Source organism: Bradyrhizobium sp. UFLA05-153, assembly GCF_054185185.1.
Map to the genome: position 1 here is coordinate 1 of NZ_JBBIAM010000021.1, position 26,162 is coordinate 26,162.

At 64.2% G+C, this 26,162-nt stretch carries 25 protein-coding genes and 1 tRNA gene; 16 read left to right on the forward strand and 10 right to left on the reverse strand.

What is annotated here, in order from left to right:
• Window positions 1–297: 297 nt before the first annotated feature.
• From Q2941_RS14915 to Q2941_RS14935, 5 genes are all read right to left on the reverse strand, one after another.
• A complete protein-coding gene (locus Q2941_RS14915; RefSeq protein WP_458192915.1) occupies window positions 298–861 on the reverse strand; it encodes a hypothetical protein in 564 nt (187 codons plus the stop codon).
• Complete coding sequence (locus Q2941_RS14920) at window positions 858–1,946, reverse strand: PIN domain-containing protein (RefSeq protein ID WP_458193005.1); 1,089 nt, start codon at window positions 1,944–1,946, stop codon at window positions 858–860. The genes Q2941_RS14915 and Q2941_RS14920 overlap by 4 nt, the downstream gene beginning before the upstream one ends.
• Before the next feature lie 27 nt (window positions 1,947–1,973).
• The gene (locus Q2941_RS14925) at window positions 1,974–2,522 is read right to left on the reverse strand and encodes a hypothetical protein (RefSeq protein WP_458192916.1); all 549 of its coding nucleotides are present in this window, start codon (window positions 2,520–2,522) and stop codon (window positions 1,974–1,976) included.
• Window positions 2,523–2,741: 219 nt separating this feature from the next.
• Window positions 2,742–2,817 (reverse strand) — tRNA-Ile (locus Q2941_RS14930).
• A gap of 335 nt (window positions 2,818–3,152) precedes the next feature.
• On the reverse strand, window positions 3,153–4,121 hold the full coding sequence (locus tag Q2941_RS14935; RefSeq protein ID WP_458192917.1) for a Bug family tripartite tricarboxylate transporter substrate binding protein: 969 nt from the start codon (window positions 4,119–4,121) through the stop codon (window positions 3,153–3,155).
• Window positions 4,122–4,228: 107 nt separating this feature from the next.
• Between Q2941_RS14935 and Q2941_RS14940 the strand changes: the two genes are divergently transcribed.
• On the forward strand, window positions 4,229–5,203 hold the full coding sequence (locus tag Q2941_RS14940) for a TAXI family TRAP transporter solute-binding subunit (protein WP_458192918.1): 975 nt from the start codon (window positions 4,229–4,231) through the stop codon (window positions 5,201–5,203).
• A gap of 106 nt (window positions 5,204–5,309) precedes the next feature.
• Here Q2941_RS14940 and Q2941_RS14945 read toward each other — a convergent pair whose 3' ends face one another.
• Together Q2941_RS14945 and Q2941_RS14950 are read right to left on the reverse strand one after the other, a co-directional pair.
• On the reverse strand, window positions 5,310–6,527 hold the full coding sequence (locus tag Q2941_RS14945) for an ABC transporter substrate-binding protein (protein ID WP_458192919.1): 1,218 nt from the start codon (window positions 6,525–6,527) through the stop codon (window positions 5,310–5,312).
• Window positions 6,528–6,639: 112 nt separating this feature from the next.
• On the reverse strand, window positions 6,640–7,533 hold the full coding sequence (locus Q2941_RS14950; RefSeq protein WP_458192920.1) for a substrate-binding domain-containing protein: 894 nt from the start codon (window positions 7,531–7,533) through the stop codon (window positions 6,640–6,642).
• An 87-nt stretch (window positions 7,534–7,620) separates the two neighbouring features.
• Between Q2941_RS14950 and Q2941_RS14955 the strand changes: the two genes are divergently transcribed.
• The 6 genes from Q2941_RS14955 to Q2941_RS14980 are packed head-to-tail and all read left to right on the forward strand — an operon-like array spanning window position 7,621 to window position 14,198.
• Window positions 7,621–8,313 carry an ABC transporter permease gene (locus Q2941_RS14955; RefSeq protein ID WP_254108187.1) on the forward strand — a complete coding sequence of 231 codons (693 nt, stop codon included), beginning with the start codon at window positions 7,621–7,623 and terminating at the stop codon, window positions 8,311–8,313.
• A 2-nt stretch (window positions 8,314–8,315) separates the two neighbouring features.
• A complete protein-coding gene (locus Q2941_RS14960) occupies window positions 8,316–9,038 on the forward strand; it encodes an ATP-binding cassette domain-containing protein (protein ID WP_458192921.1) in 723 nt (240 codons plus the stop codon).
• Between the two features lie 14 nt (window positions 9,039–9,052).
• A complete protein-coding gene (locus tag Q2941_RS14965) occupies window positions 9,053–9,886 on the forward strand; it encodes an ABC transporter substrate-binding protein (RefSeq protein ID WP_458192922.1) in 834 nt (277 codons plus the stop codon).
• 56 nt (window positions 9,887–9,942) lie between these two features.
• Entirely contained in the window at window positions 9,943–11,049 is a 1,107-nt protein-coding gene (locus Q2941_RS14970) for a molybdopterin-binding protein (RefSeq protein WP_458192923.1), read from the forward strand.
• A 13-nt stretch (window positions 11,050–11,062) separates the two neighbouring features.
• Entirely contained in the window at window positions 11,063–13,012 is a 1,950-nt protein-coding gene (locus tag Q2941_RS14975; RefSeq protein WP_458192924.1) for a molybdopterin biosynthesis protein, read from the forward strand.
• Between the two features lie 55 nt (window positions 13,013–13,067).
• Window positions 13,068–14,198, forward strand: coding sequence for an FAD-dependent monooxygenase (locus Q2941_RS14980; protein ID WP_458192925.1), 1,131 nt, complete (start codon window positions 13,068–13,070; stop codon window positions 14,196–14,198).
• Here the strand turns inward: Q2941_RS14980 and Q2941_RS14985 are convergent.
• Window positions 14,165–14,419 carry a hypothetical protein gene (locus Q2941_RS14985; RefSeq protein ID WP_051389901.1) on the reverse strand — a complete coding sequence of 85 codons (255 nt, stop codon included), beginning with the start codon at window positions 14,417–14,419 and terminating at the stop codon, window positions 14,165–14,167. The genes Q2941_RS14980 and Q2941_RS14985 overlap by 34 nt on opposite strands.
• A 125-nt stretch (window positions 14,420–14,544) precedes the next feature.
• On the opposite strand from Q2941_RS14985, the gene Q2941_RS14990 reads away from it, so the two are divergent.
• The gene (locus Q2941_RS14990; protein ID WP_458192926.1) at window positions 14,545–14,844 is read left to right on the forward strand and encodes a hypothetical protein; all 300 of its coding nucleotides are present in this window, start codon (window positions 14,545–14,547) and stop codon (window positions 14,842–14,844) included.
• A 23-nt stretch (window positions 14,845–14,867) separates the two neighbouring features.
• Here the strand turns inward: Q2941_RS14990 and mobA are convergent, their stop codons facing one another.
• Entirely contained in the window at window positions 14,868–15,551 is a 684-nt protein-coding gene (mobA, locus tag Q2941_RS14995) for a molybdenum cofactor guanylyltransferase MobA (protein ID WP_458192927.1), read from the reverse strand.
• The gene (locus Q2941_RS15000) at window positions 15,496–16,386 is read right to left on the reverse strand and encodes a formate dehydrogenase accessory sulfurtransferase FdhD (protein ID WP_254108179.1); all 891 of its coding nucleotides are present in this window, start codon (window positions 16,384–16,386) and stop codon (window positions 15,496–15,498) included. The genes mobA and Q2941_RS15000 overlap by 56 nt, the downstream gene beginning before the upstream one ends.
• A 132-nt stretch (window positions 16,387–16,518) precedes the next feature.
• Here Q2941_RS15000 and mobB point away from each other — a divergent pair, with 132 nt between their 5' ends.
• The 8 genes from mobB (at window position 16,519) to ybaK (ending at window position 26,150) form a co-directional block, all read left to right on the forward strand.
• On the forward strand, window positions 16,519–17,046 hold the full coding sequence (gene mobB, locus Q2941_RS15005) for a molybdopterin-guanine dinucleotide biosynthesis protein B (RefSeq protein WP_027524929.1): 528 nt from the start codon (window positions 16,519–16,521) through the stop codon (window positions 17,044–17,046).
• 9 nt (window positions 17,047–17,055) lie between these two features.
• Window positions 17,056–18,312, forward strand: coding sequence for a molybdopterin molybdotransferase MoeA (locus Q2941_RS15010; protein ID WP_458192928.1), 1,257 nt, complete (start codon window positions 17,056–17,058; stop codon window positions 18,310–18,312).
• Window positions 18,313–18,357: 45 nt separating this feature from the next.
• Complete coding sequence (locus Q2941_RS15015; RefSeq protein ID WP_458192929.1) at window positions 18,358–18,621, forward strand: sulfurtransferase TusA family protein; 264 nt, start codon at window positions 18,358–18,360, stop codon at window positions 18,619–18,621.
• 297 nt (window positions 18,622–18,918) lie between these two features.
• Window positions 18,919–20,574 (forward strand): OFA family MFS transporter, encoded by a 1,656-nt coding sequence (locus tag Q2941_RS15020; protein ID WP_458192930.1) that lies wholly within the window; start codon window positions 18,919–18,921, stop codon window positions 20,572–20,574.
• A gap of 97 nt (window positions 20,575–20,671) precedes the next feature.
• A complete protein-coding gene (locus Q2941_RS15025) occupies window positions 20,672–20,953 on the forward strand; it encodes a hypothetical protein (protein WP_254108176.1) in 282 nt (93 codons plus the stop codon).
• 150 nt (window positions 20,954–21,103) lie between these two features.
• On the forward strand, window positions 21,104–22,807 hold the full coding sequence (locus Q2941_RS15030; protein ID WP_458192931.1) for an NADH-ubiquinone oxidoreductase-F iron-sulfur binding region domain-containing protein: 1,704 nt from the start codon (window positions 21,104–21,106) through the stop codon (window positions 22,805–22,807).
• Complete coding sequence (gene fdhF, locus Q2941_RS15035) at window positions 22,804–25,569, forward strand: formate dehydrogenase subunit alpha (RefSeq protein WP_458192932.1); 2,766 nt, start codon at window positions 22,804–22,806, stop codon at window positions 25,567–25,569. The genes Q2941_RS15030 and fdhF overlap by 4 nt, the downstream gene beginning before the upstream one ends.
• A 107-nt stretch (window positions 25,570–25,676) precedes the next feature.
• Window positions 25,677–26,150, forward strand: coding sequence for a Cys-tRNA(Pro) deacylase (gene ybaK / locus Q2941_RS15040; RefSeq protein ID WP_027524922.1), 474 nt, complete (start codon window positions 25,677–25,679; stop codon window positions 26,148–26,150).
• The last annotated feature ends 12 nt before the right edge of the window (window positions 26,151–26,162 follow it).

Genomic DNA, 26,162 nt, shown 5'->3' on the forward strand with positions numbered 1-26,162 from the left:
GGACGCCGGATCGCCGTCACCAGCCGCGGTGACAGCGGATCGCCCGAACCGTAAGCCATCCGGAGATTGGCGCCGGCTCGCCGGCAGCCACGGTTCTGTGAAACTCTTTTGGATACGGGGCGGTACCAACGTTCTTCTGGGGCGGCCATGCCGCCAGGGCGCAGGCCTCATTTTGGGCCCGATGCTTGATCCCGATGGGTGTCTGGCGCGATCCGCGATACGGACGCAGCCATCAATCGAAGAAACGGGTGCGGTTCGAGCACCGCAGCTGAAAGCGACGAATGAAGAAATTGGCAGCTAGCGCTGCCAAAAAAAATGCGCTGCGCCCTTGACGACCGACCGGCTAATGGGTGTCACCGTAATCCGAAAAAAGGAGAGTGCGGCGATAATTGCCACCCACCACCCCCACCGGACCTTGCTCATGATTTGCTCCAGCTCGGTCGGGGGGACTGGCCACATCTCATCGACGGTCCGCCACCAGTGCAGCCGGGCTTCCTCTAACTCTCCCTTGCGCGCATCGCGACGTTTGACATAGTCCTCCAGCGTCGTTGTGGGACTTATTTTCACCATCTCGCGAGCGACCAGTCGTTTCGAGGCTTCATACAGCCGCCCTCGCTCGGCAATGATGGCATCTCGCCGTGACCGACAAGCTTGCCACGACTGCGCCGCAGCAACCTCTTCGGAAACAATCTTCGGGGATTTCTCCGTCTCCGCCCAAAGCGCGGCGAAGAACTCATCCAGACTCAATGGCGGCTCGGTAATGCGCTCCCCCACAGCAAGCGGGGGCATTGAGGATTGCAGCAAACTTGATGCCTGCGAACAGTCATCAATCCTTGTTCCTTGCAGATCGCGAGACTTCAAAGTCGACGATGCACATGTCGAAGCGTATCGAGATCAGTCGCATCGACCTCAATCGTCGAAGAGAAATCAATGGACTCGATCTCTGCATCATCTGGATTCACCGGGTCAAATCTGATCTCAACTTGGGGATAAAAATAGTGCCACACTGAATCGGTCTCATAAATAGTTCGACTGGGCACGTATTCCTCTTCGTATAGGCCGTACTGCCTGGCCACTTCGATTGTAAGGTCGATTTGAAGGTGAACCTCAGCTTCGATCTCGCAACTAAATACGTTCTCTTTTCGCGAAATGACATTTAGGTGGACGATATTAAGGTCCGTGGCGTCGCTAACGGTTCCAGATACATCGTCAATGTCGTCTACTCGGTATAATCTTCCGAATTTGACATCGCATCCCTTTAATTCTTCCAAGAGGCGAGACGCAAGATATTCACTGTCGGTCACAAACTTCAGCAGGTCGTCATGAACCTGTTTGGTAACCGTTGCCATAGAAATTACGTCGCCGAGTCGCTCTACGTGAAGTAAGTGTCCCCCTTCGTCGCAAGCTATTTTGAAGTCCGGATCACCAGAAACGGCGTATATAATTTTGCGAGACTGCGAACACCAATTGCGCAACGACGATAGAACGATGGCATCGGGGAATTCGGACTTCTTACCCCCGCTGAATGGTGGAGTCTGCGCAAAGTAGTCTTCGAAGAGGCGATCAAGATTCGCATGAAGGGGGACCTCGCGCGCCTTGATGTCCGTTAGAAATTGCTGAAACAGCACCTCTAGCTCGGTCACTGCGCTCGGCGCGTTAAGTGCCTCTGACGCTGTCGAGGCTCCTAGCTGTCCGAGTATGATTTCATGCTTTTTTACGGATTTTGCTGCGTTGTCGAGCGCTTCTCGGTGCTTGCGCATGACTTCATTTTTCGTGATGCTCGTGGTCAGCACATGGAGATGTCCGGTCTTGACGAGTTCCTTTAGGCGAGTAAAGGAATTTGAATTCCAATCGAATTTCTCCCGAACAAAGACTTCCGTGTCTATGAAGATAACGTCAGTGTCGAGCTGCGCGGATTGCGAATTGCCTCCGTCATGATTGCCAATTTCTCATCTGTTGCGGGTAGGTCGTCATTACCGATCAGTGGCGAGCCATTTGAACGCCACCGCACCCCATCGCGCAAAGTCGGTCAACGATAACTCGGCGCGCCAGTCCTCGCGCCCCTTGCTTCCATACAGGTAGAGGTGCGGTTGGTAGTAAGCGCCTGCTTCATGAATCCGGTTTGTGGTTGAACCCGGGGCCACAACGTCAAACCGGATGTCTGTTGCGTGAATGATCTTGTTGCAGGCCTCGCGCAGGGTGAGTGCCTCGACCTTGTCCGGGTCGGTCGCCCAGTTTGGAAACAGTTTCCCGCAATCTGATCTCTGGTCGTCTGTTGGGCCGCCCAGCGATTGATCGAACCGGATTCGCAAGCCGACCGCACAAGAGATCAAAATCCGTGTCACCTCGGCCTTGAAGAAGCCTGCCTGCATCATTGCGATGGCTGGCGAGGTGAGGCCGTGGCTCGCCACGTCGCGAGATGACGAGACGATGCAAAGAAGCCGGTAAAGATCGAGCACGAACTGTCCTCGCTCAATCGCGTGGCTTTGCTTCCTCCCGGGCAGGTAGGGCTGTTCTTCCATGGGGGCAGCATAGGCGATTCGTGTCCAGTGCTCGCCCAGCGCGGGCCGCTGGTGGGTTGAAACGAAACCGTGCCGAACGCACCAGCGGTCTCTGCACGCGGCGCGGCGTGCGCACGGAAACGAGAGGGCCTAGAACGTGAACAGCTATTCCCCCACCTTTTGTACAGGTGGGGGAATGAGTCCAAAAACGCATGCAAAATCAACAGGAGTGCTGCCGAATGGTGGGCCCGGCAGGACTCGAACCTGCAACCAGACCGTTATGAGCGGCCGGCTCTAACCATTGAGCTACAGGCCCCGCCGCAAGACGGCCGCGACAAGTGCGGCCGGCAACGGTGCGCGGTTCGTTTACAAGGCTTGAGCCTGGGGTGCAATGCCGACCCCGCTCGTGCCGCGTGGCGGCGCCGCCGCTGGAGGGGTGTGGATTGGGCAATCTGCCGAAACGAGCCCGATCATACAATTGTGCCGGTGATTTGTCCGACGCGTCAATTGATTTCGGAAAAAGCGCATACCGTCGCGCTGGCCCCTTGGCTACTTTGCATGGGGTTGTTTTCGACATTTTTGATCGGGGCGCGACAGGCGCGGGTTTCGACAGTAGCCGAGCCCCGCCGTGGCGTTGCAATGCCGCCCCCGCTAGTCCACCGACACTCCCGCAAACTCCACCACCTTGCGCCATTTCTCGGTCTCGTCGGTGACCAGCTTGCCGAACTCGGCAGGCGTCATTGGCCTGGGGATGCCGCCGGTCTCGGCGAGCCGCGCCACCAGCTTGGGGTCCTTCAGCGCCTCGCCGACGGCCTTGTTGAGGAGATCGACGATCTCCGCTGGCGTGCCCTTGGGTGCCGAGATGCCGTAGAAGCCGACCGATTCGAATCCCGGCACCGTCTCGGCGATGGCGGGCACGCTCGGCCAGCGTAGTGGCGAGGTGACGCCGAGCGCGCGGACATTGCCGCCGCGCGCCTGCTCCAGCGCGGAGGGCAGGTTGTCGAAGATCAGCTGCACCTTGTTGGAGATGATGTCGGGGAAGGCGATCGCAGATCCCCGATAGGGCACATGCACCATGTCGCATTTGGTCATCGTCTTGAACAGCTCCGCCGACATGTGCACCGAGGTGCCGTTGCCGGAGGACGCATAGGAGATCTGGCCGGGATTGGCCTTGCAGTAGTCGATGAACTCCTGGACGGTCTTCACCGGCATCGCGTTGCTGACGACCAGCATGTTGGTGAGCTGCATGATGCTCGCAACCGGCGTCGTGTCGCGCAGGAAGTCGAACGGCAGCTTCTTGTACAGCGAGGTCGAGATCGCGTTGTTGGGCGCGACGAACAGCAGCGTATAGCCGTCGGGCGCAGAGTTGATCGCGGCGGCGGCCGCGATGTTGCCGCCGCTTCCGGTACGGTTCTCGACGATGAACTGCTGGCCGAAACGATCCGACAACCACTGCGCCATGATCCGCGCCACGATGTCGACGGGGCCGCCGGCGGCAAAGCCGATCAGCCAGTGCACGGGGCGATTCGGGTAGTCGGCGGCGGAGGCGGGGGGTGAAACGCCGGCGAGGGCGGAAAGAAAGGCAAGTCTGAAAAGACCGCGACGCAAAACACCCAACATGACGCCTCCCATTGCTTTATTGTCGTTGCCGCCATGCTTCCATAAATTCGTGTCGCTGCCTACATCGTCGCTAGTCTAGTGTTGACGCAGTGTGCCGAGGAGCCCTCATGAAACTTCATTCGCTGATCATGCTGGGCATGGCGCTGTTTGCAGGCGCAGCCTCGGCGCAAAACCGAGAGGATGGAGACAAGGCCATTTCGAAAATGACAATCAGCCTCGGCACCGCGACGCCTGGCGGCGGCTTCCCGCTCTATGGCAATGCGTTCGCGGAGGTGATGAACGCGGCCGATCCCGCGCTCGCGATCGCCCCGCGCAACACCAAGGGCAGCAACGAGAACATTCCGCTGCTGGAGAAGGGCGAGCTCGATCTCGCCCTCGTCGCCGGCGAGCCGGCCTACGAGGCCTTCGCCGGCATCGGCCGCGCGAAGGTAGCGCTGAAAATTCTCACGGCGATCTATTCCAATCCCGGCATGTTCGTGGTGCGGGCGGACAGCCCCTACAAAACCATCCGCGATCTCGTCGGCCAGCCCGTGGCGTTCGGCGCGAAGGGCTCGGGCCTGCCAATTCTCGCGCGCTACATGCTCGACGGCCTCGGCCTCAAACAGGACGAGGACTTCAAGGCGATCTATCTCGACCGCGCCGGCGACGGCCCCGCGATGGTCGAAGACGGCCGCGTCGCTGCGCTCTGGGGCGCCGGCATCGGCTGGCCCGGCTTCGCCGTGGTCGCATCGAGCGCATCCGGCGCGCGTTTCATTGCGCCCGATACTGATGAGATCGCGCGCATCCGCGCAAAGCATTCCTTTCTGAAGCCGCTGACGGTGCCGGCCGGCTCCTATCCGAAGCAGACCGAGCCGATCGCCTCGCTCGGCTCCTGGAGCTTCGTGCTCACGCGCGAGGACCTGCCCGACGATGTCGCGTATCGCTTGGCGAAGACGCTGCACGGCGTCGAGGCCGGGTTCTGCAAGAAGCTCGCGCAGGCCTGCGAGACCACGGCCGCGAACACCGTCGCGGCCGCACTGAGGCCGGAATTGATTCATCCCGGCGTGATGAAATATTTCCGCGAGATCGGCGTGGTGAAATGACCGTCGCTCAAGGCGACGGTCATCCCGGGGCGCCCGAAGCGCGAACCCGGGATCTCGAGATTCCGGGCTCGATGCTTCGCATCGCCCCGGAATGACTGCTACGCCGTCACTTCTTCACCATCGCGCACGCCGGATCGGGCGGGCCGAACGCCTGATCGCCGGAGATCGTCGCGAGGATCTTGTAATAGTCCCAGGGATATTTGCTTTCCTCGGGTGACTTGACCTGCACCAGCCAGAGGTCGTGCACCATCAGATTGTCATCGCGTAAGCGGCCGTTGCGGGCGAAGAAATCCTCGATCGGCTTTTCCCGCATCTTGGCTGCGACCTTGAGCGGATCGTCGGTGCCGGTCTCCTTGATGGCGTTGAGATAGTGCATCACGGACGAATAGACGCCGGCCTGCCACATCGTCGGCATCCGGTTCATCTTGGCGAAATAGCGCTTTGCCCAGTCGCGGGTCTTGTCGTCCATGTCCCAATAGAACGAGGTCGTCAGCAACAGCCCCTGCGCGGCCTGAAGGCCGAGGCCGTGGATGTCCGTGATCAGCGCGAGCAGCGCCGCCATCTGCTGGCCGCCCTTGAACACGCCGAACTCGGCGCCGGTCTTGATCTCGTTCATGTTGTTCGGGGGGCCTGCGGCAATGCCGATGATCTTGGCCTTCGAGGCCTGCGCCTGGAGCACGAAGGAGGACAGGTCAGGCGTCGCTAAGGGCGGCCGCACCGAGCCCAGCACCTTGCCGCCACTGGCCGTCACGACCGCCGAGGCATCGCGCTCCAACGAATGGCCGAAGGCGTAGTCGTCGGTGATGAAGAACCAGCTGTCGCCGCCGCGCTTGATCACGGCCTGTGCGGTGCCGACCGCTAGCGCGCGGGTGTCGAACACCCACTGGATCGCATAGGGCGAGCAGAACTTGCCGTGGAAGTCGGCCGTGCCGGTCGAATGGGCGATGAACAGCTTCTTCTTCTCGTTGGCGATATTCTGCACCGCCAGTCCCACCGCCGACACCGGCACGTCGACGATGAGGTCGACCTGGTCGACGTCGTACCAGCGCCGCGCGATCGCGCCGCCGATATCGGGCTTGAGCTGGTGGTCGCCGACCACCACGCTGATCGGCTTGCCGAGCACGGTGCCACCGAAATCGTCGATCGCCATCTGCGCCGCCGTCACCGAGCCCTGGCCTGTCGGCGTCGAGGCCGGGCCGTTCATGTCGGTGAGCACGCCGATCTTGACGACGTCGTCGGACACCTGCGCCGAGGCTGTGCCCGACAGCAGCGTCACGGCCGCGATCGCGGCCACGACGGACAGTCCTGTTCTGCCTGGAGTCACGCTATTCCTCCCTCACGCGGCTCGTTGGCCGCTGTTCCCTTGATCGCGGCCGGGTATGGCCCGGCTGAATTGGTTTCTTTTGCAACTATTTGGGGCCGGGCGTCAACGCTGCTCAGGCGGCGAAGCGGATCTGGCCGGCCGGCGAGGGATCGTAGCCGGTCAGCTCCTCCGCATGCTGGCGCAGCCTCTTCTCGCTGAGGAACCGGATCAGCGCCTGCATCGGCGGGCGGAAATAGCTGCGCTGCCGCATGGCGAGATCAAAATTCTCCCAGACAAGCGGGACGAAATCGAGCCCGGCCGACTTGGCGGCTCCGCGTGTTGCGACGCCGCAATCGGCATGGCCGGCGCGGATGGTGGCGGCGAGGTCGGGTCCGGTGAGGTTCGGCGCATCCAGCCTGCGCAGATCCCGAAAGGAGGCACCGGCACGCTTGAGCAGCACGTCGAGCAGCATCTGCGCGCCTGCGCCCTCTTGTCGCAGCGCCATCCGGGCCCCGAGCGCGAGCACGTCCGGCAGGCTGCGCAGCCGCTTCGGGTTGCCCGGCGGCACCAGGAGGCCCTGCTCGCGGCGCACCAGGCCCACCAGCACGGCATCATGCAGGTCCGGCGCGGCGCGCACGGCCGCGGCATTGGCGTCGCTGGCGAGATTGTCCGAGCCATCGAGGCTGTGGAAATGCAGTGCCGCCGCCATCACCTCGTCGCGCTGCAACCGTTCCAGTCCCCGTCCCGTGCCTTCGTTGAGCGAGGCGAGCCCGGAGCCGGATTCCCGCAGGCTCCATTCCAGCAGGCTGTCCTGGCTGCCGCCGACGATCGGCGGCGGCTCGGTCGCCCGCAAGCCGGCCGGGCGCGCCAGGCCCGACAGCACCCATAAATCGAGCTCATGGCGCGGGAACAACCACTTCCCGGTCACCTTGCTACAGGGGATCGCCCCATTGGTGACGAGCTCATAAAGCTTGCGCTCCCCCAGCCGGAGGTAGTCCGCCGCCTCACTCGTCGTCAGGAATTCCATTCTGCATTCCTATGCATATCTTTGTTCGCCTTTTGGCAATTGACGCAGGCCGGAATTTTTGCAGTTCAATGTCATCTTATGGGAACCATGCCCGATCATCTCAGTGCTTTGCAACTCATCGTCAGCGGCGATCCTGCGTTGCTGGCGATCGTACGGCTCTCACTTGGTGTGAGCCTTGCGGCGGTCGCGCTGGCGTCAGCAATCGGCATGCCGCTCGGCGCGTTACTGGCGCTGACACATTTCCGGGGGCGCGCGGTCCTGGTGGTGCTGCTCAACGCCATGATGGGCCTGCCGCCGGTAGTGGTCGGGCTTGCGCTCTATCTGCTGCTGTCGCGCGCGGGGCCGCTCGGCGAACTCGGCATCCTCTTCACGCCGGCGGCGATGGTGATCGCGCAGACGGTGCTGATCGTGCCGATCATCGCCGCGCTGACCCGGCAAACGGTGGAGGACCTCTGGGTCGAGTATCGCGACGAGCTTCGCGCCATGAATGTCGGCGCGGTCGGCCGCATGACGACATTGTTGTGGGACGCGCGCTTCAGCCTGCTGACGGCGCTGCTGGCCGGCTTTGGCCGCGCTGCCGCGGAAGTCGGCGCGGTCATGATCGTCGGCGGCAATATCGACGGCTTTACCCGCACCATGACGACTACCGTGGCGCTGGAGACGTCCAAGGGCAATCTGCCGCTGGCAATGGGCCTCGGTGCGATCCTGATCGTCATCGTGCTCGCCATCAACGCGGCCGCCTGGGGGACGCGCGTCTGGTCGCAACGGGTGACGGGGTGACCATGCGGGCGCCGATCAGCGATCTTCCAGTGGTGCTCGAGGACGTCTCGCTCCAGAGGGGCGCGGCCACGATCCTCGATCGCATCAGCCTCACGATCACGCCGGGCGCGCCGACACTGCTGATCGGTCCCAACGGCTCCGGCAAGACCAGCCTGCTGCGGCTGTGCATGGGACTTTTGGCGCCGACGGGTGGCCGCATCAGTTGGGGTGGCCGCAGCGATCCGGCGCCGACGCGCCGCGCCTTCGTGTTCCAGCGCCCGGTGATGTTGCGGCGCACGGCTTCGGCCAACGTCACCTACGCCCTGGCGCAGGCCGGTGTGCCGCACGCGCACCGGACCGGGCGCGCGGTAGCGCTGCTGGAGCGGGTCGGCCTTGCCGATCTCGCGCGCCGTCCGGCGCGGCTCCTCTCCGGCGGCGAGCAGCAGCGGCTGGCGCTGGCCCGGGCGCTTGCGCGCGATCCCGAGCTTCTGCTGCTGGACGAGCCGACCGCCAATCTCGATCCCGCCGCGACGCGCGCGGTTGAAGAGATCGTCACGAGCGCGGCGCAATCCGGCATCAAGATCGTGATGGCCTCGCACGATCTCGGCCAGGTGCGGCGGCTTGCGGGCGAGGTGGTCTTCCTTGCGCGCGGGACGCTGTGCGAGCGCGCGCGGGCGAGCGAATTCCTGGACCATCCGTCGACGCCGGAGGCGCAGGCCTTCCTGCGCGGCGATCTCGTGATTTGAAGTGGAGTTTTCCGATGGCCTCTCGCCGCCCGTTCCTTCCGCTCGCGATGCTGCTGGGCATCGCCTTGGTCAGTTCGACTTCGTCGGCCGAGGATCGCTCGATCGTCGTGGCCTCGACGACGTCGACGCAAGACTCCGGCCTGTTCGGTTATCTCCTGCCGATGTTCAAGGCCAAGACCGGCATCGACGTGAAGGTGATCGCGCAAGGCACCGGCCAGGCGCTCGACACCGCACGCCGCGGTGATGCCGATGTCGTGTTCGTGCACGCAAAACCGCAGGAGGAGAGATTCGTCGCCGACGGATTTGGCGTGAAGCGTTTCGACGTGATGTACAACGACTTCGTGCTGATCGGACCGAAGAGCGATCTCGCCGGCATCAAGGGCAAGGACATCGTGACCGCGCTGAAGGCGATCGAGGCCAAGGGCGCACCGTTCGTCTCGCGCGGCGACCGCTCCGGCACCCATGCCGCCGAGCTTGCGCTCTGGATCGTCGCCGGCATCGACATCGCAGGTGCCAAGGGCGCCTGGTATCGCGAGATCGGGCAAGGCATGGGCGCTGCGCTCAACACCGCGAGCGCGATGAATGCCTATGTGCTCTCCGATCGCGGCACCTGGATCGCGTTCAAGAACCGCGGCGATCTCGACATCGTCGTCGAGGGCGACAAGCGGCTGTTCAACCAATATGGCGTGATGCTGGTGAATCCGGAAAAGTATCCGTCGGTGAAGAAAGAGTTGGGGCAGACTTTCGTCGACTGGCTGATTTCTCCCGAGGGCCAGGCCGCAATCGCCGGCTACAAGATCGACGGCCAGCAGCTGTTCTTTCCGGATGCCGCCAGGAAGCCTGACTAGCAAGTAGCCGGAATAGGCGAGTTGCCAAACCGAGCGCTGCGTGGTCCATCTGAGGGATGACCCAGCGCCTGCCGCCGTCGCTCACCCCGCTCGATCTCGCGCTCGCCGCGCTGCTGCGCGGTGTTCGGCCGGTTGCGCCGGTCGATCTGCCGCTCGCCGAGGCGCTCGGCTGCGTCGCAGCAGGAATGCCGCCGCTTGGCGCTTATCCGCCACACGATACCGCTGCCGCGGACGGCTGGGCGTTGTGCGCCAGCGATCTCGTCGGCGCGTCCTCCTACTCGCCGTTGCCTTTGGCTGCGCCTCCGATTTGGGTCGAGGCCGGCGACGCGATCCCAGAGGGATGCGACTGCATGCTCGATGCTGACGCGGTCGATACTGCGGGGCCGATCACGGAAGTACTCACCGAAGGTTCTCCCGGGCAGGGCGTTCGGCGGAGGGGCTGCGACACGGCCGACGGCACCTCGATCGTTGCCGGGGGCCGGCCTGTTCGCACGACCGAGCTTCTGCTGGCGCGAACTGTAGAACTGGAGACTCTGAGCGTCCGCCGCCCGCGGCTGCGCGTCATCAACATGCCCGGTGGCACCGCGGCTGCTCAGCTCATCGCCGATCAGGCTCGCGCGGCCGGCGCGGAGGTGACTGCGGCGGAGGCTAGCGCGCGCGATGCGGCGTCGATTGCGAACGCGCTCGATATCACCGCTTGCGACCTGCTGCTGACCGTCGGCGGCACCGGCGTCGGTCGCCGCGATGCCGCCGTCACCGCGCTAGCCGATTGCGGAGAGGTCCTGGCTCACGGGATTGCGGTGCAGCCGGGACGTACGGCGGCGATCGGAAGAATCGGATCAGTTCCCGTCATCGCGCTGCCGGGCGCGCCGGATCAGGCATTTGCGGTTTGGCTCATGCTGGTCTGTCCGGTGCTGGATCATCTGTCGATGCGGGCCTTGCGCAAATCCGCCAGCTTGCAGCTCGCCCGCAAGATCGCATCAAACGTCGGCATGGCGGAGATCGCGCTGCTGGCCGAGGAACAAGACGCCTGGCTGCCGCTTGCGGTCGGTGAGCTGTCCTTGCAGGCGATCGCCCGCGCCGACGCATGGCTGCTCGTTCCCGGCGACAGTGAAGGCTTTGCGGCGGGCGCGCCGGTCGATGCCTATCTGATGCGGGAATGATATGGGTTCCGGCATGAACAGGATTCCGCAACCGACCGACCGCAGTTCGGTCGATCAGGAGCAGTTCCTCAAGATACTCTCCCGCGAGGAGGCGCTGGCGCGCTTTGAAGCCGCGTTGTTCCCCCGCGCGCGGCCGAGCGAGACGCGCGCGCTTGCGGCTGCGCTCGGAAGCGCGCTCGCCGAAGACATCTTTGCGCCGATCGACGTGCCGCCCTTCGACCGCTCCAACGTCGATGGCTTTGCCGTCCGCGCTGCGGATCTTGCCGCGGCGAGCGAGGCTGCGCCCGTGCGTCTCGCCCTGAATGGCGAGATCATCGCCTGCGGCACCGCGCCGGCCCTTCAGGTCGCCTCGGGCACTGCGACGCCAATCGCGACCGGCGGCCCTCTGCCACGCGGCGCCGATGCGGTGGTCATGGTCGAGCACACCCAGCCGGCGGGGATCGGCGCGATCGACGTCCGCCGCGCGGCTTCGCCGGGCCAGTTCGTGTCCTATGCCGGCTCGGACATCGCGCGCGGCGAAGCTCTGCTGCGCGGTGGCACGATCATCGGTTCGCGCGAGATCGGGATGCTCGCCGCCTGTGGCATCGCCGAGGTCAAGGTCGTGCGCAAGCCGCGCGTTGCGGTTATCTCGACCGGCGACGAGTTGGTGCAGCCCGGCGAGGCGCTCGCGCCCGCTGCGATCTACGACACCAATGGCGCGATCGTCACTGCTGCAATCGACGAGAACGGCGGCGCGGCGCATTTCATCGGCGCCATTCCTGATAACGAGACCCAGCTCGAGGCCGCGATGCGCAAGGCGCTCGCGGAAGCCGACATGCTGGTGCTGTCGGGCGGTACGTCGAAAGGCGCGGGCGACGTGTCCCATCGCATCATCGGCCGCCTCGGCCAGCCCGGCATCATCGCCCATGGCGTCGCGCTCAAGCCCGGCAAGCCGTTGTGCCTTGCGGCCTGCGACGGCAAGCCGGTGGTGATTTTGCCGGGCTTTCCGACCTCGGCGATGTTCACCTTTCACGACATGATCGTGCCGGTGCTACGGCAGATGGCGGGCCTTCCGCCGCGCGCGGATGCCAAAGTGAGTGCGAAGGTGCCCGTGCGGATTGCCTCCGAGCTCGGCCGCACCGAGTTCGTGATGGTCTCGCTGGTCGATGGCAAGGACGGACTGATCGCTTACCCCTCGGGCAAAGGCTCCGGCGCGATCACGTCCTTCGCGCAAGCCGACGGATTCCTGCGCATCGATGCGCTCGCCGACCAGATGCCGGCCGGCAGCGAGGCCGAGGTGACGCTGTTCACGCCGCATGTGCGCGTGCCCGATCTCGTCATCATCGGCAGCCATTGCACCGGGCTCGATCTCGTCACCGCGCCGCTCGCGCGCGCTGGCCTCAGCGTGCGCTCGATCGCGGTGGGCAGTCTCGGCGGATTGGCGGCGGCGCGGCGCGGCGAGTGCGATCTGGCGCCGATCCATCTGTTCGACGACAAGACCGAGACCTACAACACGCCTTACCTAGCTGAGGGGCTCGAGCTCGTGCCAGGCTGGCGGCGCATGCAAGGCATCGTGTTCCGCAAAGGCGACAGGCGTTTCGACGGCTTGTCAGCGAAGGATGCCGTCGCCGCCGCGCTCGCCGATCCAGCCTGTATCATGGTCAATCGCAACCAGGGCGCCGGCACGCGCATCCTGATCGACCGCCTGCTCGGCGGCGCGCGACCGGAAGGCTATTGGAATCAGCCGCGCTCGCACAATGCGGTGGCCGCCGCGGTGGCGCAGCGTCGCGCCGACTGGGGCATGACCATCGCGCCGGTCGCCCATGCGTCCAGCCTCGGTTTCATTCCGCTCAGCGAAGAGCATTATGATTTCGCGCTGGTGAGCGTGCGCAAGCAGCGTCCGGCGGTGCAGGCCTTTCTGGATGCGCTTGCCTCGGACGAGAGCCGTGCGGCGCTGGCGCGGGCCGGATTCCGGCCAGCCTGAGCCTAAGATAACGACGCGGGCCGTCGAGCTGCGCGATGACAGGGGTGGGGACGCGATGGCAAAGCCGCTTTCGGTTGCGATCGTGGGTGCCGGGATGGGTGGGCTTGCCACCGCCGCTGCGCTGCGGCGCGTCGGCATCGACGTCATGGTCTACGAGCAGGCGTCGCAATTTGCCCGGATCGGCGCCGGCATCCAAATCGGCTGCAACGCAATGAAGGTGTTGCGCGCGCTCGGGCTCGAGACGCGGATGCGCGATCACGCCTTTTATCCGCGCTCCTGGAACAACCGCGACTGGCGGAGCGGCGACGTCAAGTTCGACATGATCTTCGGCGAGAGCGCCGAGCAGAAGTTCGGCGCGCCCTATCTGCTTGCCCATCGTGGCGATCTGCATGCGGCGCTCGCCAGCGCCGTTCCCGCCGAATGTATCAGGCTCAACCACAAGCTGGCCGGCCTCGATGAGAGCGCCGAAGGCGTGAGGCTCACGTTTGCGAATGGCACGAGCGCTATCGCCGATGCCGTGGTCGGCGCGGACGGCGTGCATTCGCTCGTGCGCGACATTCTGTTCGACACGGCGCAGGTCAGGTTCACCGGCCGTATCGCCTATCGCACCACCTATCCCGCGTCATTGCTCGGCGGCGAAGAGATCGACGACTGCACCAAATGGTGGGGCGAGGACCGTCACATCGTCATCTATTACGTCAAGCCGGATCGCAGCGAAGTCTATCTCGTCACCAGCCAGCCGGAGCCGGATTTCCGCATCGAGTCCTGGTCGGCGAAGGGCGACGTGCGGGATTTGCGCGCATCGTTCGAAGGCTTTCATCCGCAGGTCGCGCAGGTGCTTGCCGCATGCCCCGACGTGCACAAATGGGCGATCATGGATCGCGACGCGCTCGAGCGCTGGTCGGACGGCAAGGTCACGCTGCTCGGCGACGCCTGCCATCCGATGACGCCCTATATGGCGCAGGGTGCGGCGATGGCGATCGAGGATGCCGCCGTGCTCTCGCGCTGTTTGGACAGTGTCGCGCGGGAGGGCGTGGCAAACGCGTTTCGCCGCTTCGAGGCGACCCGCAAGGAGCGGACCACGCGGGTGCAGGAGACCTCGCGCGCCAACATTTGGCTAAAGGAGCGAACTGATACCGGTTGGGTCTATGGCTACGACGCCTGGACCGTGCCGCTCGCGGCCTGAGTGGCCTTTTCGCGCATGCGTTCGCGCTCTTCTGCTTCGGCAAGCGCGCGCTGTGCATCGGGTGCGAGCGGCCTGGGATCCGGTGGGACTTCGACGAGCTTTTCGGCGCCCGTGGCCAGCCGCGCAAGGTATCTCGCGTCGGCGATGAAGCACGCGATATCGAGCGCGAAGTTGACCGCACGGACAAGGAAAACCAGAAAGCCCCAGACCGCCTCGATCATCGCCGTTAACCGGTAAAGCTATTGAACGCTCGTTGGTCGCAGCCCGGCCCGAGGCGGTTCAGGGCGGTCAAGGCGCCGTGAACTTGCCGCCTTGCGACCACGACTAATGTGGCGAGGATCAGCCCATGCCCCTGTCGTCCCAGCTCAATTTCCGCAAGATCGCCGCTATCATCGCGGCTGCCGGCACGCTGTTCTGGCTCTACACCTTCTACGCCATCGCGCACGTCCCGATGGGTGACGGCAGCGGTTTCCAATGGCTCGCGGTCTTCCCGCTCGGCATGATTTTCGGGGTGTTCTTCCTGCCGGCCTGGCTGCTCGTCGCGATCGGCCGGCTGCCGCGCTTCACCACCCTTTTCGGCCTGTGTGGCCTGATCGCCTTTGCGGTGGTGTGGGCGCAATTGTTGACGGAATTCCCCAAGACTTAGCTCTTCTAAAGGAAGGCACGATTTTACTGAGCCGAATGCTCGTCCAGCGCGGCCAGGCGCTCGGCTTCCGCGATGTCCTCGACCGTGTTGGCATTGAAGAACGGATCGAGCGGCTGAACCGGCCATGTCACCGTGGCGAGCGGAAAGCGCGCGGTCCAGCGGTCGATCTTCCTGACATCTTCGACGACGAGGGCTTGGCGCAATTCGTCGCGCAAGGCAACGCGCCACAATCCGATCACCGGATGCGACTGATCGCCGGAAGCGGCAACGGCGAGCTGTGCATTCTCTGCCGCGCGAGCCGCGTGCAGGCGTGCGACGAGGTCGCGCGGCAGGAACGGGCAGTCGCCGGCGGCGCTGAGCACCCATTCGATGCCGGGCCGGTTCGCCGCGGTCCAATCGAGCGCGGCGAGAATGCCGGCGAGCGGTCCGGGATAGCCCGGCACGTCATCGGCAACGACGGTCAAGCCGAACGCGGAAAACCGCGAAGGCTCGCCATTGGCGTTGAGGATCAGCCCGTCACATTGCGGCTTCAGCCGCGCGATCACGCGCTCCAGGATGGTGCGGCCGCCGATCGTGCGCATCGGCTTGTCGCCGCCGCCCATGCGCCGCGCCAGGCCGCCGGCGAGCAGCACGCCCAAGGTCGGCGGAGTTTCAGTCGTCACCACCTTCACCCTTGCGCTTGTGCTTGGCCGACTCTTCCTCGACATAAGCGAGGTTCTGGTCGTAGACGATGCGCTGCTCGCCTGCGAGCGCAATGAAGCGCTTGCCGCGCGTGCGTCCGATCAGCGTCAGCCCGACCTGGCGGGCGAGATCGACACCCCAGGCGGTGAACCCCGAGCGGGACACCAGGATGGGGATGCCCATCCGCACCGTCTTGATCACCATCTCCGAGGTGAGCCGGCCCGTGGTGTAGAGAATCTTGTCGCCGGCCTCGACATTGTGGCGGTACATCCAGCCCGCGATCTTGTCGACGGCGTTGTGGCGGCCGACATCCTCGGTGTAGCAGAGCGGCGTGCCCTCCTTGCACAGCACGCAGCCATGGATCGCACCGGCCTCGAGATAGAGCGAGGGCATGGTGTTGATGGTCTGCGTCATCTGGTAGAGCCAGGAGGTGCGCAGCTCGGCCTTCGGCAGCGCCACGCTTTCCACCGCTTCGAGGAGGTCGCCGAACGCGGTACCCTGCGCGCAGCCGGAGGTCTGGGTGCGCTTCTTCAGCTTGGCCTCGAAATTGGTGTGGTGCGAGGTGCGCACCACGACGACCTGGAGGTCGTCGTCATATTCGACCTCGGTGACGACGTCGCTGTATTTCAGCATATTCTGGTTGAGGAGATAGCCGAGCGCCAGATACTCCGGATAGTCGCCGATCGTCATCATCGTGACGATCTCCTGGGCGTTGAGATAGAGCGTCAACGGCCGCTCCATCGGCACCTTGGTCTCGACCCTCGCGCCGGCCTGGTCGACGCCGACGACGCTCTGCGTCAGGCGCGGATCGTCCGGGTTGGGGACGATCAGGGGGACCGGGGCTTTGTCGATCTTCATCATGGGTGCGACGTTAGCATGACATTCGGCTCAGGCCGATATAAGCATGTGAGGGAATGAAGGAAATGCCTCCGCTCGCAATGACGGAGATGGCGGTTCCAGCCGCGTGATACGGCTGGCGGAGATCGAGTTGTGATGAAAATCATCGGCCTTGCGGGATGGAGCGGAGCGGGCAAGACCACTTTGTTGACGCGGCTGATTCCACATTTCAACGCGCAAGGCCTGCGCGTCTCCGTGATCAAGCACGCCCATCATCATTTCGACGTCGACGTGCCGGGCAAGGATTCCTGGCGCCATCGCGAGGCGGGTGCGGCCGAGGTGCTGGTGTCCTCGGCAAATCGCTGGGCGCTGATGCATGAGCTGCGGGGGGCGGCCGAGCCGCGGTTGCCGGAACTGCTCGCAAAGCTGTCGGCGGTCGACCTCGTCGTGGTCGAGGGTTTCAAGCGGGAGCCGCATCGCAAGATCGAGGTGTACCGCGCTGCCAACGGCAAGCCGCTGCTGTTTCCCGACGATCCCGGCATTGTCGGGATTGCGGCCGACGTTACGGTTGAAACCAGGCTGCCGACGGTCCATCTCGATGATATCCCGGCCGTAGCCGCGCTTGTCTTGCGCTCCGCGATGACGGCCGACGAGGCGATGGCGAAGAGCGCGCTTGCGCGCTGACGAGGCATCATGGCGCAACTGTCCGACGATTGCTTTGCCTTCGGTGGGCCGATGATGTCGGTCGACGACGCCGTCAGCCTGATCGCGGCCCGCGTCAACGCGATCGCCGACATCGAGACCGTGGCGCTGGTCGATGCCGACGGGCGGGTGCTCGCACGCGACATCGCCGCGCCGCTGCCGCTGCCGCCGTTCACCAACTCCGCGGTTGACGGCTACGCAGTGCGCAATGCGGACCTGCCGCAAGCGAACGAAGAAGCGTTTCCGCTCGACGGCCGTATCGCGGCCGGTAGTGCCGCCGATCATCCAATCAAGCCCCGCCATACCGCACGCATCTTCACCGGCGCGCCGATGCCGAAGGGGGCCGAGACCGTCTTCATGCAGGAGGACGTGCGTGTTGATGAGAGCGGCAAGATCATTCTGCCGCCTGGGCTGAAGGGAGGCGCGAACGTTCGGCCCGCCGGCGAGGACATTCCGCAAGGTCACGTCGCCTTTCGTGCCGGCCAGCGCTTGCGGCCACAACATGTCGCGCTCGCCGCCGCCTTCGGCCTGACCGCGCTCGACGTCGTCAGGCGCATCCGCGTCGCGGTGTTCTCGACTGGCGACGAGCTGGTCTCGCCGGGCGATGCGCGCGCCCCCTCGCAGCTCTTCGACTCCAACCGTTTCATGCTGATGGCGATGCTGCGCCGGCTCGGCTGCGATGTCAGCGATCTCGGTATCTTGCGCGACGAGCAAGCCTTGCTCGCGGATGGTCTGAAGCAGGTCGCAGGCCAGCATGACCTGATCCTCACCACCGGCGGCGTGTCGACTGGCGAGGAGGATCACGTCAAGGCCGCGGTCGAGAGCATCGGCACCCTGGTGCTGTGGCGGATGGCGATCAAGCCGGGCCGCCCGGTCGCCATGGGCATCATCGGCGGCACGCCGCTGATCGGCTTGCCCGGCAATCCCGTCGCGAGCTTCGTCACCTTCGTCCATGTGGTGCGACCGACGGTGCTGGCGCTCGCCGGCGGCCTGCCGGAGCCGCTTCTGCCGATTCCGGTGCGCGCCGCCTTCACCTACAAGAAGAAGGAGGGCCGCCGCGAATACGTCCGCGTCTCCTTGCGCAAGGCCGAAGACGGCACGCTCGAGGCGATCAAGTTTCCACGCGAGGGTGCCGGGCTGTTGTCATCATTGGTCGAGACTGACGGGCTGGTCGAGCTCGGTGAGGTGATTACGCGGGTCGAGCCCGGACAGAGCATCGGATTTCTATCCTACGCCAACCTGATCTGAGCGTCGTGCATTGACGCTCCCGACCCGCCTCGCCATGGTGCCGCTATGACCAGAACGACTCTCGATCTTACGGGGCTGAAATGCCCGTTGCCGGCCTTGAAGACGCGCAAGGCGCTGAAGCCGTTGAATGCTGGCGACCAGCTCGAGGTGTACTGCACTGATCCCCTGTCGGTGATCGACATCCCCAACCTTGTTCGCGAGACAGGCGACAAGGTCGAGATCACCGAGCGCACCGAGGCGCGCATTGTGTTTTTGATAGAAAAGACGAATGGCTCGATAGAAAGCGCGAATGACGCACTGCACTCTTAGATTGCGACTATCGACTTTCGTCTATCGGCATCGCCACGCCGGCAATTGGCTCTCCGCATGGGCACACAAGTTGTGCTATCCGCATTGATTGCGCGTGGTTCGATGGGCGGAGGGACATCGCCTGTCGGTGTCCGGCATAAAAACTCCCTCAAAGGGGTTAGACATTTCGTGTGCGCTCGTGATCCTGGCGCATCTCTGGGATGACTTGCGGAGCAATCAGCAAGCTGAGGCGCGCGGGCTGAGGAACGGGATCGCAACAGCAGGCGCTCAGAAGGGCGGCTGCAGGGGAGGATTTGTATGGCTACAGTTGAAAGCGCTGGGAGACTTTCGGGCGCTGGCGCGGGAATTCTCGATCGCGAGCATACGGTCGCGAAGGCCGGCTTCAATCGCTGGCTGGTGCCGCCTGCCGCGCTCTGCATCCATCTCTGCATCGGCATGGCCTACGGCTTCTCGGTGTTCTGGCTGCCGCTGTCGCGCGCCATCGGCATCACCCAGAGCAAGGCGTGCGCGGATATCACGCTGTGGCAGGAACTCTTCACCACGACGTGCGACTGGAAGGTCGCGAGCTTGGGCTGGATGTACACGCTGTTCTTCGTGCTGCTCGGCGTCTCCGCGGCAATCTGGGGCGGCTGGCTCGAGCGCGCCGGTCCGCGCAAGGCGGGCGTCGTCGCCGCCTGCTGCTGGGGCGGTGGTCTTCTGATCGGCGCCTTCGGCGTATACGTGCACCAGCTCTGGATCATGTGGCTCGGCTGCGGCGTGATCGGCGGCGTCGGTCTGGGTCTCGGCTACATCTCACCGGTATCGACCCTGATCAAATGGTTTCCGGACCGCCGTGGCATGGCGACCGGCATGGCGATCATGGGCTTTGGCGGCGGCGCCATGATCGGCGCGCCACTGGCAAACCTGCTGATCAACTATTTCAAGACGTCCACCTCGGTCGGCGTCTGGGAGACGTTCCTCACGATGGGCGTCATCTACTTCGTTTTCATGATGATCGGCGCCTTCGCCTATCGCGTCACGCTGAGCGGCTGGCAGCCGGAAGGCTGGACGCCGCCGAGCGAAAAGAAATCGATGATCTCCGAGCATCACGTGCATCTGAACAATGCGCACAAGACTCCGCAGTTCTGGTTGATCTGGTGGGTGCTGTGCTTGAACGTGTCGGCCGGTATCGGCGTGATCGGCATGGCCTCGCCGATGCTCCAGGAGATCTTCGCTGGCAAATTGATCGGCTTGCCCGAGCTGACCTTCAGCCAGCTCTCGGTTGAGCAGAAGACCGCGATCGCGGCGATCGCCGCGGGCTTTGCCGGTCTGTTGTCGCTGTTCAACATCGGCGGCCGGTTCTTCTGGGCATCGCTGTCAGACTATATGGGCCGCAAGAACACCTACTACACGTTCTTCCTGCTCGGCATCGTGCTCTACGCGCTGGCGCCTACGTTTGCGGCGATGGGCTCGAAGCTGCTGTTCGTTCTCGGCTTCGGCATCATCCTGTCGATGTATGGCGGCGGCTTCGCCACCGTGCCGGCCTATCTCGCCGACATGTTCGGCACCCAGTTCGTGGGCGCCATCCACGGCCGGCTGCTGACGGCATGGTCGACCGCCGGCATCATCGGTCCGGTGGTGGTGAACTACATCCGCGAATTCCAGCTCGCCGCAGGCGTGCCGCGCGATCAGCTCTACAACACCACCATGTACATCCTGTGCGCGATGCTGATCGCGGGCCTGATCTGCAACTATCTGATCAAGCCGGTCGATCCGAAGTGGAACATGAGCGAGGCGGAGGTTGCCAAGCTCCAGGCCGCAACCGCCAAGAGCGAAGCAGCGATCCAGCACGGCTCGTTCGGCATCGGCACAGGCGGGCTGGATGCCAAGGCCGCGCTGTTCTGGGCCTTCGTCGGCGTTCCCCTTGCCTGGGGCGTATGGAAGACGTTGGAGAGCGCGGTCAAGATCTTCTGACCCTCTGTGAAATTGCCGCGGGGTGTGCGTCATGCGCGCGCGTCTCGCGGTTTCGCTTTTCTCGATCGATTGAAAAAGAACATCCGGGGGATTTTCGATGGTTCGCAAACTCGTTTGTGTCGCCGCCATGCTCGTTGTCGCCGGCGCACTTCATTCCGCTTCAGCCCAGACGGCGACGGCGCCTGCAGCGCCGGCACAAGCGGCCGCCGAGGCCAAGCCCGGCAAGCTCAAGCTGACCGCCCAGAAGCTGAAGGACATGAAGGCCAAGTGGAGCGCCAACAAGTCCAAGCTCAAGGAATGCCGCAAGGACGTGAAAGCCAAGGGCCTCGCCGGCGACGACCGCTGGTTCTACATTGAAGACTGCATGGGCAAGAGCTGAGATTAGGTGCCAGGGAACTGGATGTTGGGGGCATGAAGCGGCGGCTACATGCCCCTTAACTGCTTCATGGAACGCAAGAATCCTCTTGGCATCTGGCATGCCAGAGGCTAGGTTTGGAGCCATTCTAAGAGTAGGGACCAAGACGCAGCGATGAGCCACGACGTGCACCAGGTCCGCTCGTTCGAACATCCGGGCGAGGGACGGAAGCGAGCCAAGGCCACGCCCAAGGGGCGGCAGGTCGACCCGACCGCCGCACATGAGATCGAGCAGTTGCTCGGCGACAGGCCGCGGCGGCGCGACCTGCTCATCGAATATCTCCACCTGATCCAGGACAAGTTTCACCAGATCTCGGCGGCGCATCTTGCGGCGCTTGCCGACGAGATGAAGCTCGGCTTTGCCGAGGTGTTCGAGACCGCGACCTTCTATGCGCATTTCGACGTCGTGAAGGAGGGCGAGCCTAACATCGCGCCGCTCACCATCCGGGTCTGCGACTCCTTGACCTGCGCGATGCTCGGCGGAGAGAAGCTGCTCGAGGACCTCCAGAGCGCGAGCGGCCCGGGCATCCGCGTGGTGCGGGCGCCCTGTGTTGGCCGTTGCGACACCGCGCCGGCGGCCGAGGTTGGTCACAACTTCGTCGATCACGCCACCGTAGGCAACGTGCTGGCCGCCGCGAGGGCCGGCGACACCCACGCGCATCTGCCGAAATATGTCGATTACGATGCCTACGTCGCCGGCGGCGGCTACAAGCTTCTCAATCGCCTGCGCACCGGCGAGCTTTCGAAGGATGACCTTTTGAAGGCGCTCGACGATGCCTCGCTGCGCGGCCTTGGCGGCGCGGGCTTTCCGACGGGACGCAAATGGCGCGCGGTATTAGGGGAGCCCGGTCCGCGGCTGATGGCGATCAACGGCGACGAAGGCGAGCCCGGCACGTTCAAGGACCGTTATTATCTCGAAACCGATCCGCATCGCTTCATCGAGGGCATGCTGATCGGCGCGCATGTGGTCGAGGCCTCCGACGTCTACATCTATCTCCGTGACGAATATCCCGCCTGCCGCGAGATTCTCGAGCGCGAGATCGCGAAGCTTCCCGCGGGCGGCCCGACGCTGCACATGCGGCGCGGCGCCGGTGCTTACATCTGCGGTGAAGAGTCCTCGCTGCTCGAAAGCATCGAAGGCAAGCGCGGCCTGCCGCGGCACAAGCCGCCTTATCCGTTCCAGGTCGGCCTGTTCGGCCTGCCGACGCTGATCAACAATATCGAGACGCTGTGGTGGGTGCGCGACATCGTCGAGAAGGGCGCCGACTGGTGGAAGAGCCATGGCCGTCATGAGCGCCATGGCCTGCGCAGCTTCTCGGTCTCGGGCCGCGTCAAGAATCCCGGCATGAAGCTCGCGCCCGCCGGGATTACCGTGCGCGAGTTGATCGACGAATATTGCGGCGGCATGGCCGACGGCCACACGTTCTACGCTTATTTGCCGGGCGGAGCGTCCGGCGGCATTCTGCCGGCATCGATGGACGACATCCCGCTCGATTTCGGCACGCTGGAAAAATACGGCTGCTTCATCGGCTCAGCCGCGATCGTGATCCTGTCGCAGAAGGACAGCGTCAGGTCCGCGGCGCTGAACCTGATGAAGTTCTTCGAGGACGAGAGCTGCGGCCAGTGCACGCCGTGCCGTGTCGGAACCCAGAAGGCGGCGTTGTTGATGCAGCGGCCGGTCTGGAACCGTGCCCTGCTGGACGAATTGAGCCAGGCGATGCGCGATGCCTCGATCTGCGGGCTCGGCCAGGCGGCATCGAATCCGCTCACAACCGTGATCAAATATTTCCCTGACGAGTTCAAGGAAGCGGCCGAATGACCAAGATTACGTTCGAGCTCGACGGCAAGCAGGTCGAGGCGAGGCCCGGCGAGACCATCTGGCAAGTCGCAAAACGTCAGGGCCGCGATATCCCGCATCTCTGCTATTCACCGGCGCCCGACTATCGGCCCGACGGCAATTGCCGCGCCTGCATGGTCGAAATCGAGGGCGAGCGCGTGCTTGCCGCCTCCTGCAAGCGCACCCCGTCGGTCGGCATGAAGGTGAAGACCGAAAGCGCCCGCGCGGTCGCTGCGCAGAAGATGGTGATGGAGCTGCTCGTCGCCGACCAGCCGGCGCGCGAGACCTCGCACGATCCGGACTCGAAGTTCTGGCACTGGGCTGAAACCACCGGCGTCACCGAGAGCCGTTTCCCCGCCGCCGAGCGCTGGGCAACAGACGCCAGCCATCCGGCGATGCGCGTCAATCTCGATGCCTGCATCCAGTGCGGCCTCTGCGTGCGCGCCTGCCGCGAGGTCCAGGTCAACGACGTCATCGGCATGGCCTACCGCAATGCCGGCGCCAAGATCGTGTTCGACTTCGACGATCCCATGGGCGAGTCCACCTGCGTGGCCTGCGGCGAATGCGTGCAGGCCTGCCCGACCGGCGCCCTGATGCCGGCCGTGATGCTCGACGAGAACCAGACCCGCGTCACCTATGCCGACAGGAAGGTCGATTCGCTCTGCCCGTTCTGCGGCGTCGGCTGCCAGGTGACCTACGAGGTCAAGGACGAGAAGGTGATCTATGCCGAGGGTCGCGACGGCCCGGCCAATCACAACCGTCTTTGCGTCAAGGGCCGCTTCGGCTTCGACTACATCCACCATCCGCATCGCCTGACGAGGCCGTTGGTGCGGCTGCCGAACGCGAAGAAGGATGCCAACGACCAGATCGATCCCGCCAACCCCTTCACCCATTTCCGCGAAGCCTCATGGGAGGAGGCTCTCGACATCGCGGCCAAGGGCCTGGTCAAGATCCGCGATACCAAGGGCGTCAAGGCGCTGGCCGGCTTCGGCTCGGCCAAGGGCTCGAATGAAGAGGCCTATCTGTTCCAGAAGCTGGTACGCACCGGCTTCGGGTCGAACAATGTCGATCACTGCACGCGGCTCTGCCACGCCTCGTCGGTCGCGGCGCTGTTCGAAGGCTTAAGCTCGGGCGCTGTATCGGCGCCGTTCGCGGCCGCGATGGACGCCGAAGTCATCTGGGTGATCGGCGCCAATCCGACCGTGAACCACCCTGTCGCGGCGACCTACATCAAGAACGCGGCCAAGAAGGGCGCAAAGCTCTTTGTGATGGATCCCCGTCGGCAGACGCTGTCGCGTCATGCGACCAAGCATTTGCAGTTCAAGCCCGGCGCCGACGTCGCCATGCTGAATGCGATGATCAACACGATCATCACCGAAGGCCTGACCGACGACCAGTACATCGCCGGTTACACCGAGGGTTTTGATGACCTGAAGGAGAAGATCAAGGAATTCACGCCGGAGAAGATGGCGCCGATCTGCGGCATCCCGGCGCAAACCCTGCGCGAGGTGGCGCGCACCTATGCGCGCGCAAAATCCTCGATCATCTTCTGGGGCATGGGCATCAGCCAGCATGTCCACGGCACCGACAATGCGCGTTGCCTGATTGCGCTCGCGCTGATCACCGGCCAGGTCGGACGTCCCGGTACCGGCCTGCATCCGCTGCGCGGCCAGAACAACGTGCAGGGCGCCTCCGACGCCGGCCTGATCCCGATGTTCCTGCCCGACTATCAACCGGTCGGCCGCGACGACATGCGCGGTAATTTCGAGAAGTTGTGGGGCCAGGAGCTCGATCCCGTCCGCGGCCTGACCGTGGTCGAGATCATGAACGCCATCCACGCCGGTGAGATCAAGGGCATGTATGTCGAGGGCGAGAACCCTGCGATGTCCGATCCCGATCTCCAGCATGCGCGCCAGGCGCTCGCCATGCTCGATCATCTCGTGGTGCAGGATCTCTTCGTCACGGAGACGGCGTTCCACGCCGACGTCATCCTGCCGGCCTCTGCGTTTGCGGAAAAGGACGGCTCCTTCACCAACACCGATCGCCGCGTGCAGCTCGCCCGCCAGGTCATCAAGCCGCCGGGGGATGCACGGCAGGATCTCTGGATCATCCAGGAGATCGGCAAGCGGATGGGCTTGCCATGGAATTATTCGGGTCCCGGCGACGTCTACACCGAGATGGCGGAGCTGATGCCGTCGCTCAAGAACATCAGCTGGGAGCGGCTGGTGCGCGAAGGCGCTGTTACCTATCCGGCCGACGCTCCCGACAAGCCCGGCAACGAGATCATCTTCACCACGGGCTTCCCGACCGCGAGCGGTCGCGGCAAGATCGTGCCGGCCAAGGTGATACCGCCGGACGAGTTGCCGGACGACGAATATCCGATGGTGCTCTCGACCGGCCGCGTGCTTGAGCACTGGCACACCGGCTCGATGACACGACGCGCGCAGGTGCTCGACCAGATCGAGCCGGAGGCGGTGGCGTTCATGTCGCCGAAGGACATGCGGAAGAAGAAGCTCACGCCCGGCGATTTCATTCGCCTGGAGACCCGCCGCGGCGCGGTCGAGGTCAAGGTCCGCTCCGACCGCGACGTGCCGGAGAACATGGTGTTCATGCCGTTCTGCTACGCGGAAGCGGCCGCCAACCTCCTCACCAACCCGGCGCTAGATCCCTTCGGCAAGATCCCCGAGTTCAAGTTCTGCGCCGCAAGGGCCGAGCGCGTCGAAATGCGCGACGCGGCGGAGTAGGCGCGTACTCCTCTCATTGCGGGCGATGACAGCGCGAGTATCGAGGCGTGTGCCCATACGGTTCACCGCGCTTCGCTCCTCGCAATGACGGTGCTAAACGATGGCGCATGTCCAAAGTGACCCCAGCCACACGCGCGCTCGCTGCCGCTTCCGTATCCTTCACCGTCCATGCCTATGACTATGATCCCGACGCCGAGAGCATCGGGCTTCAGGCTGCTGCCGCGCTTGGTGAAGATCCGGCGCGGGTGCTGAAGACGCTGATGGCGCTCGTCGACGGCAAGCCGGTTTGCGTCGTCGTTCCTTCCGACCGGGAAGTCTCGATGAAGAAGCTCGCGGCCGCCGCAGGCGGCAAGTCGGCCCAGATGATGAAGCCGTTCGAGGCCGAGCGCGTCACCGGCTTCAAGGTCGGCGGCATCAGCCCGTTCGGGCAGCGGCGCGCGGTGACGACCGTCATTGAGGAGAGCGCGCTTGCGCATGACCTCGTCTACGTCAATGGCGGTCAACGCGGCTTGCAAGTGCGGCTCAGCCCGCGCGATGTGCGTGACGTCTTGAAAGCCGCGGCTGCAGACGTGCTTGCCTGATCAGCGCGGGAC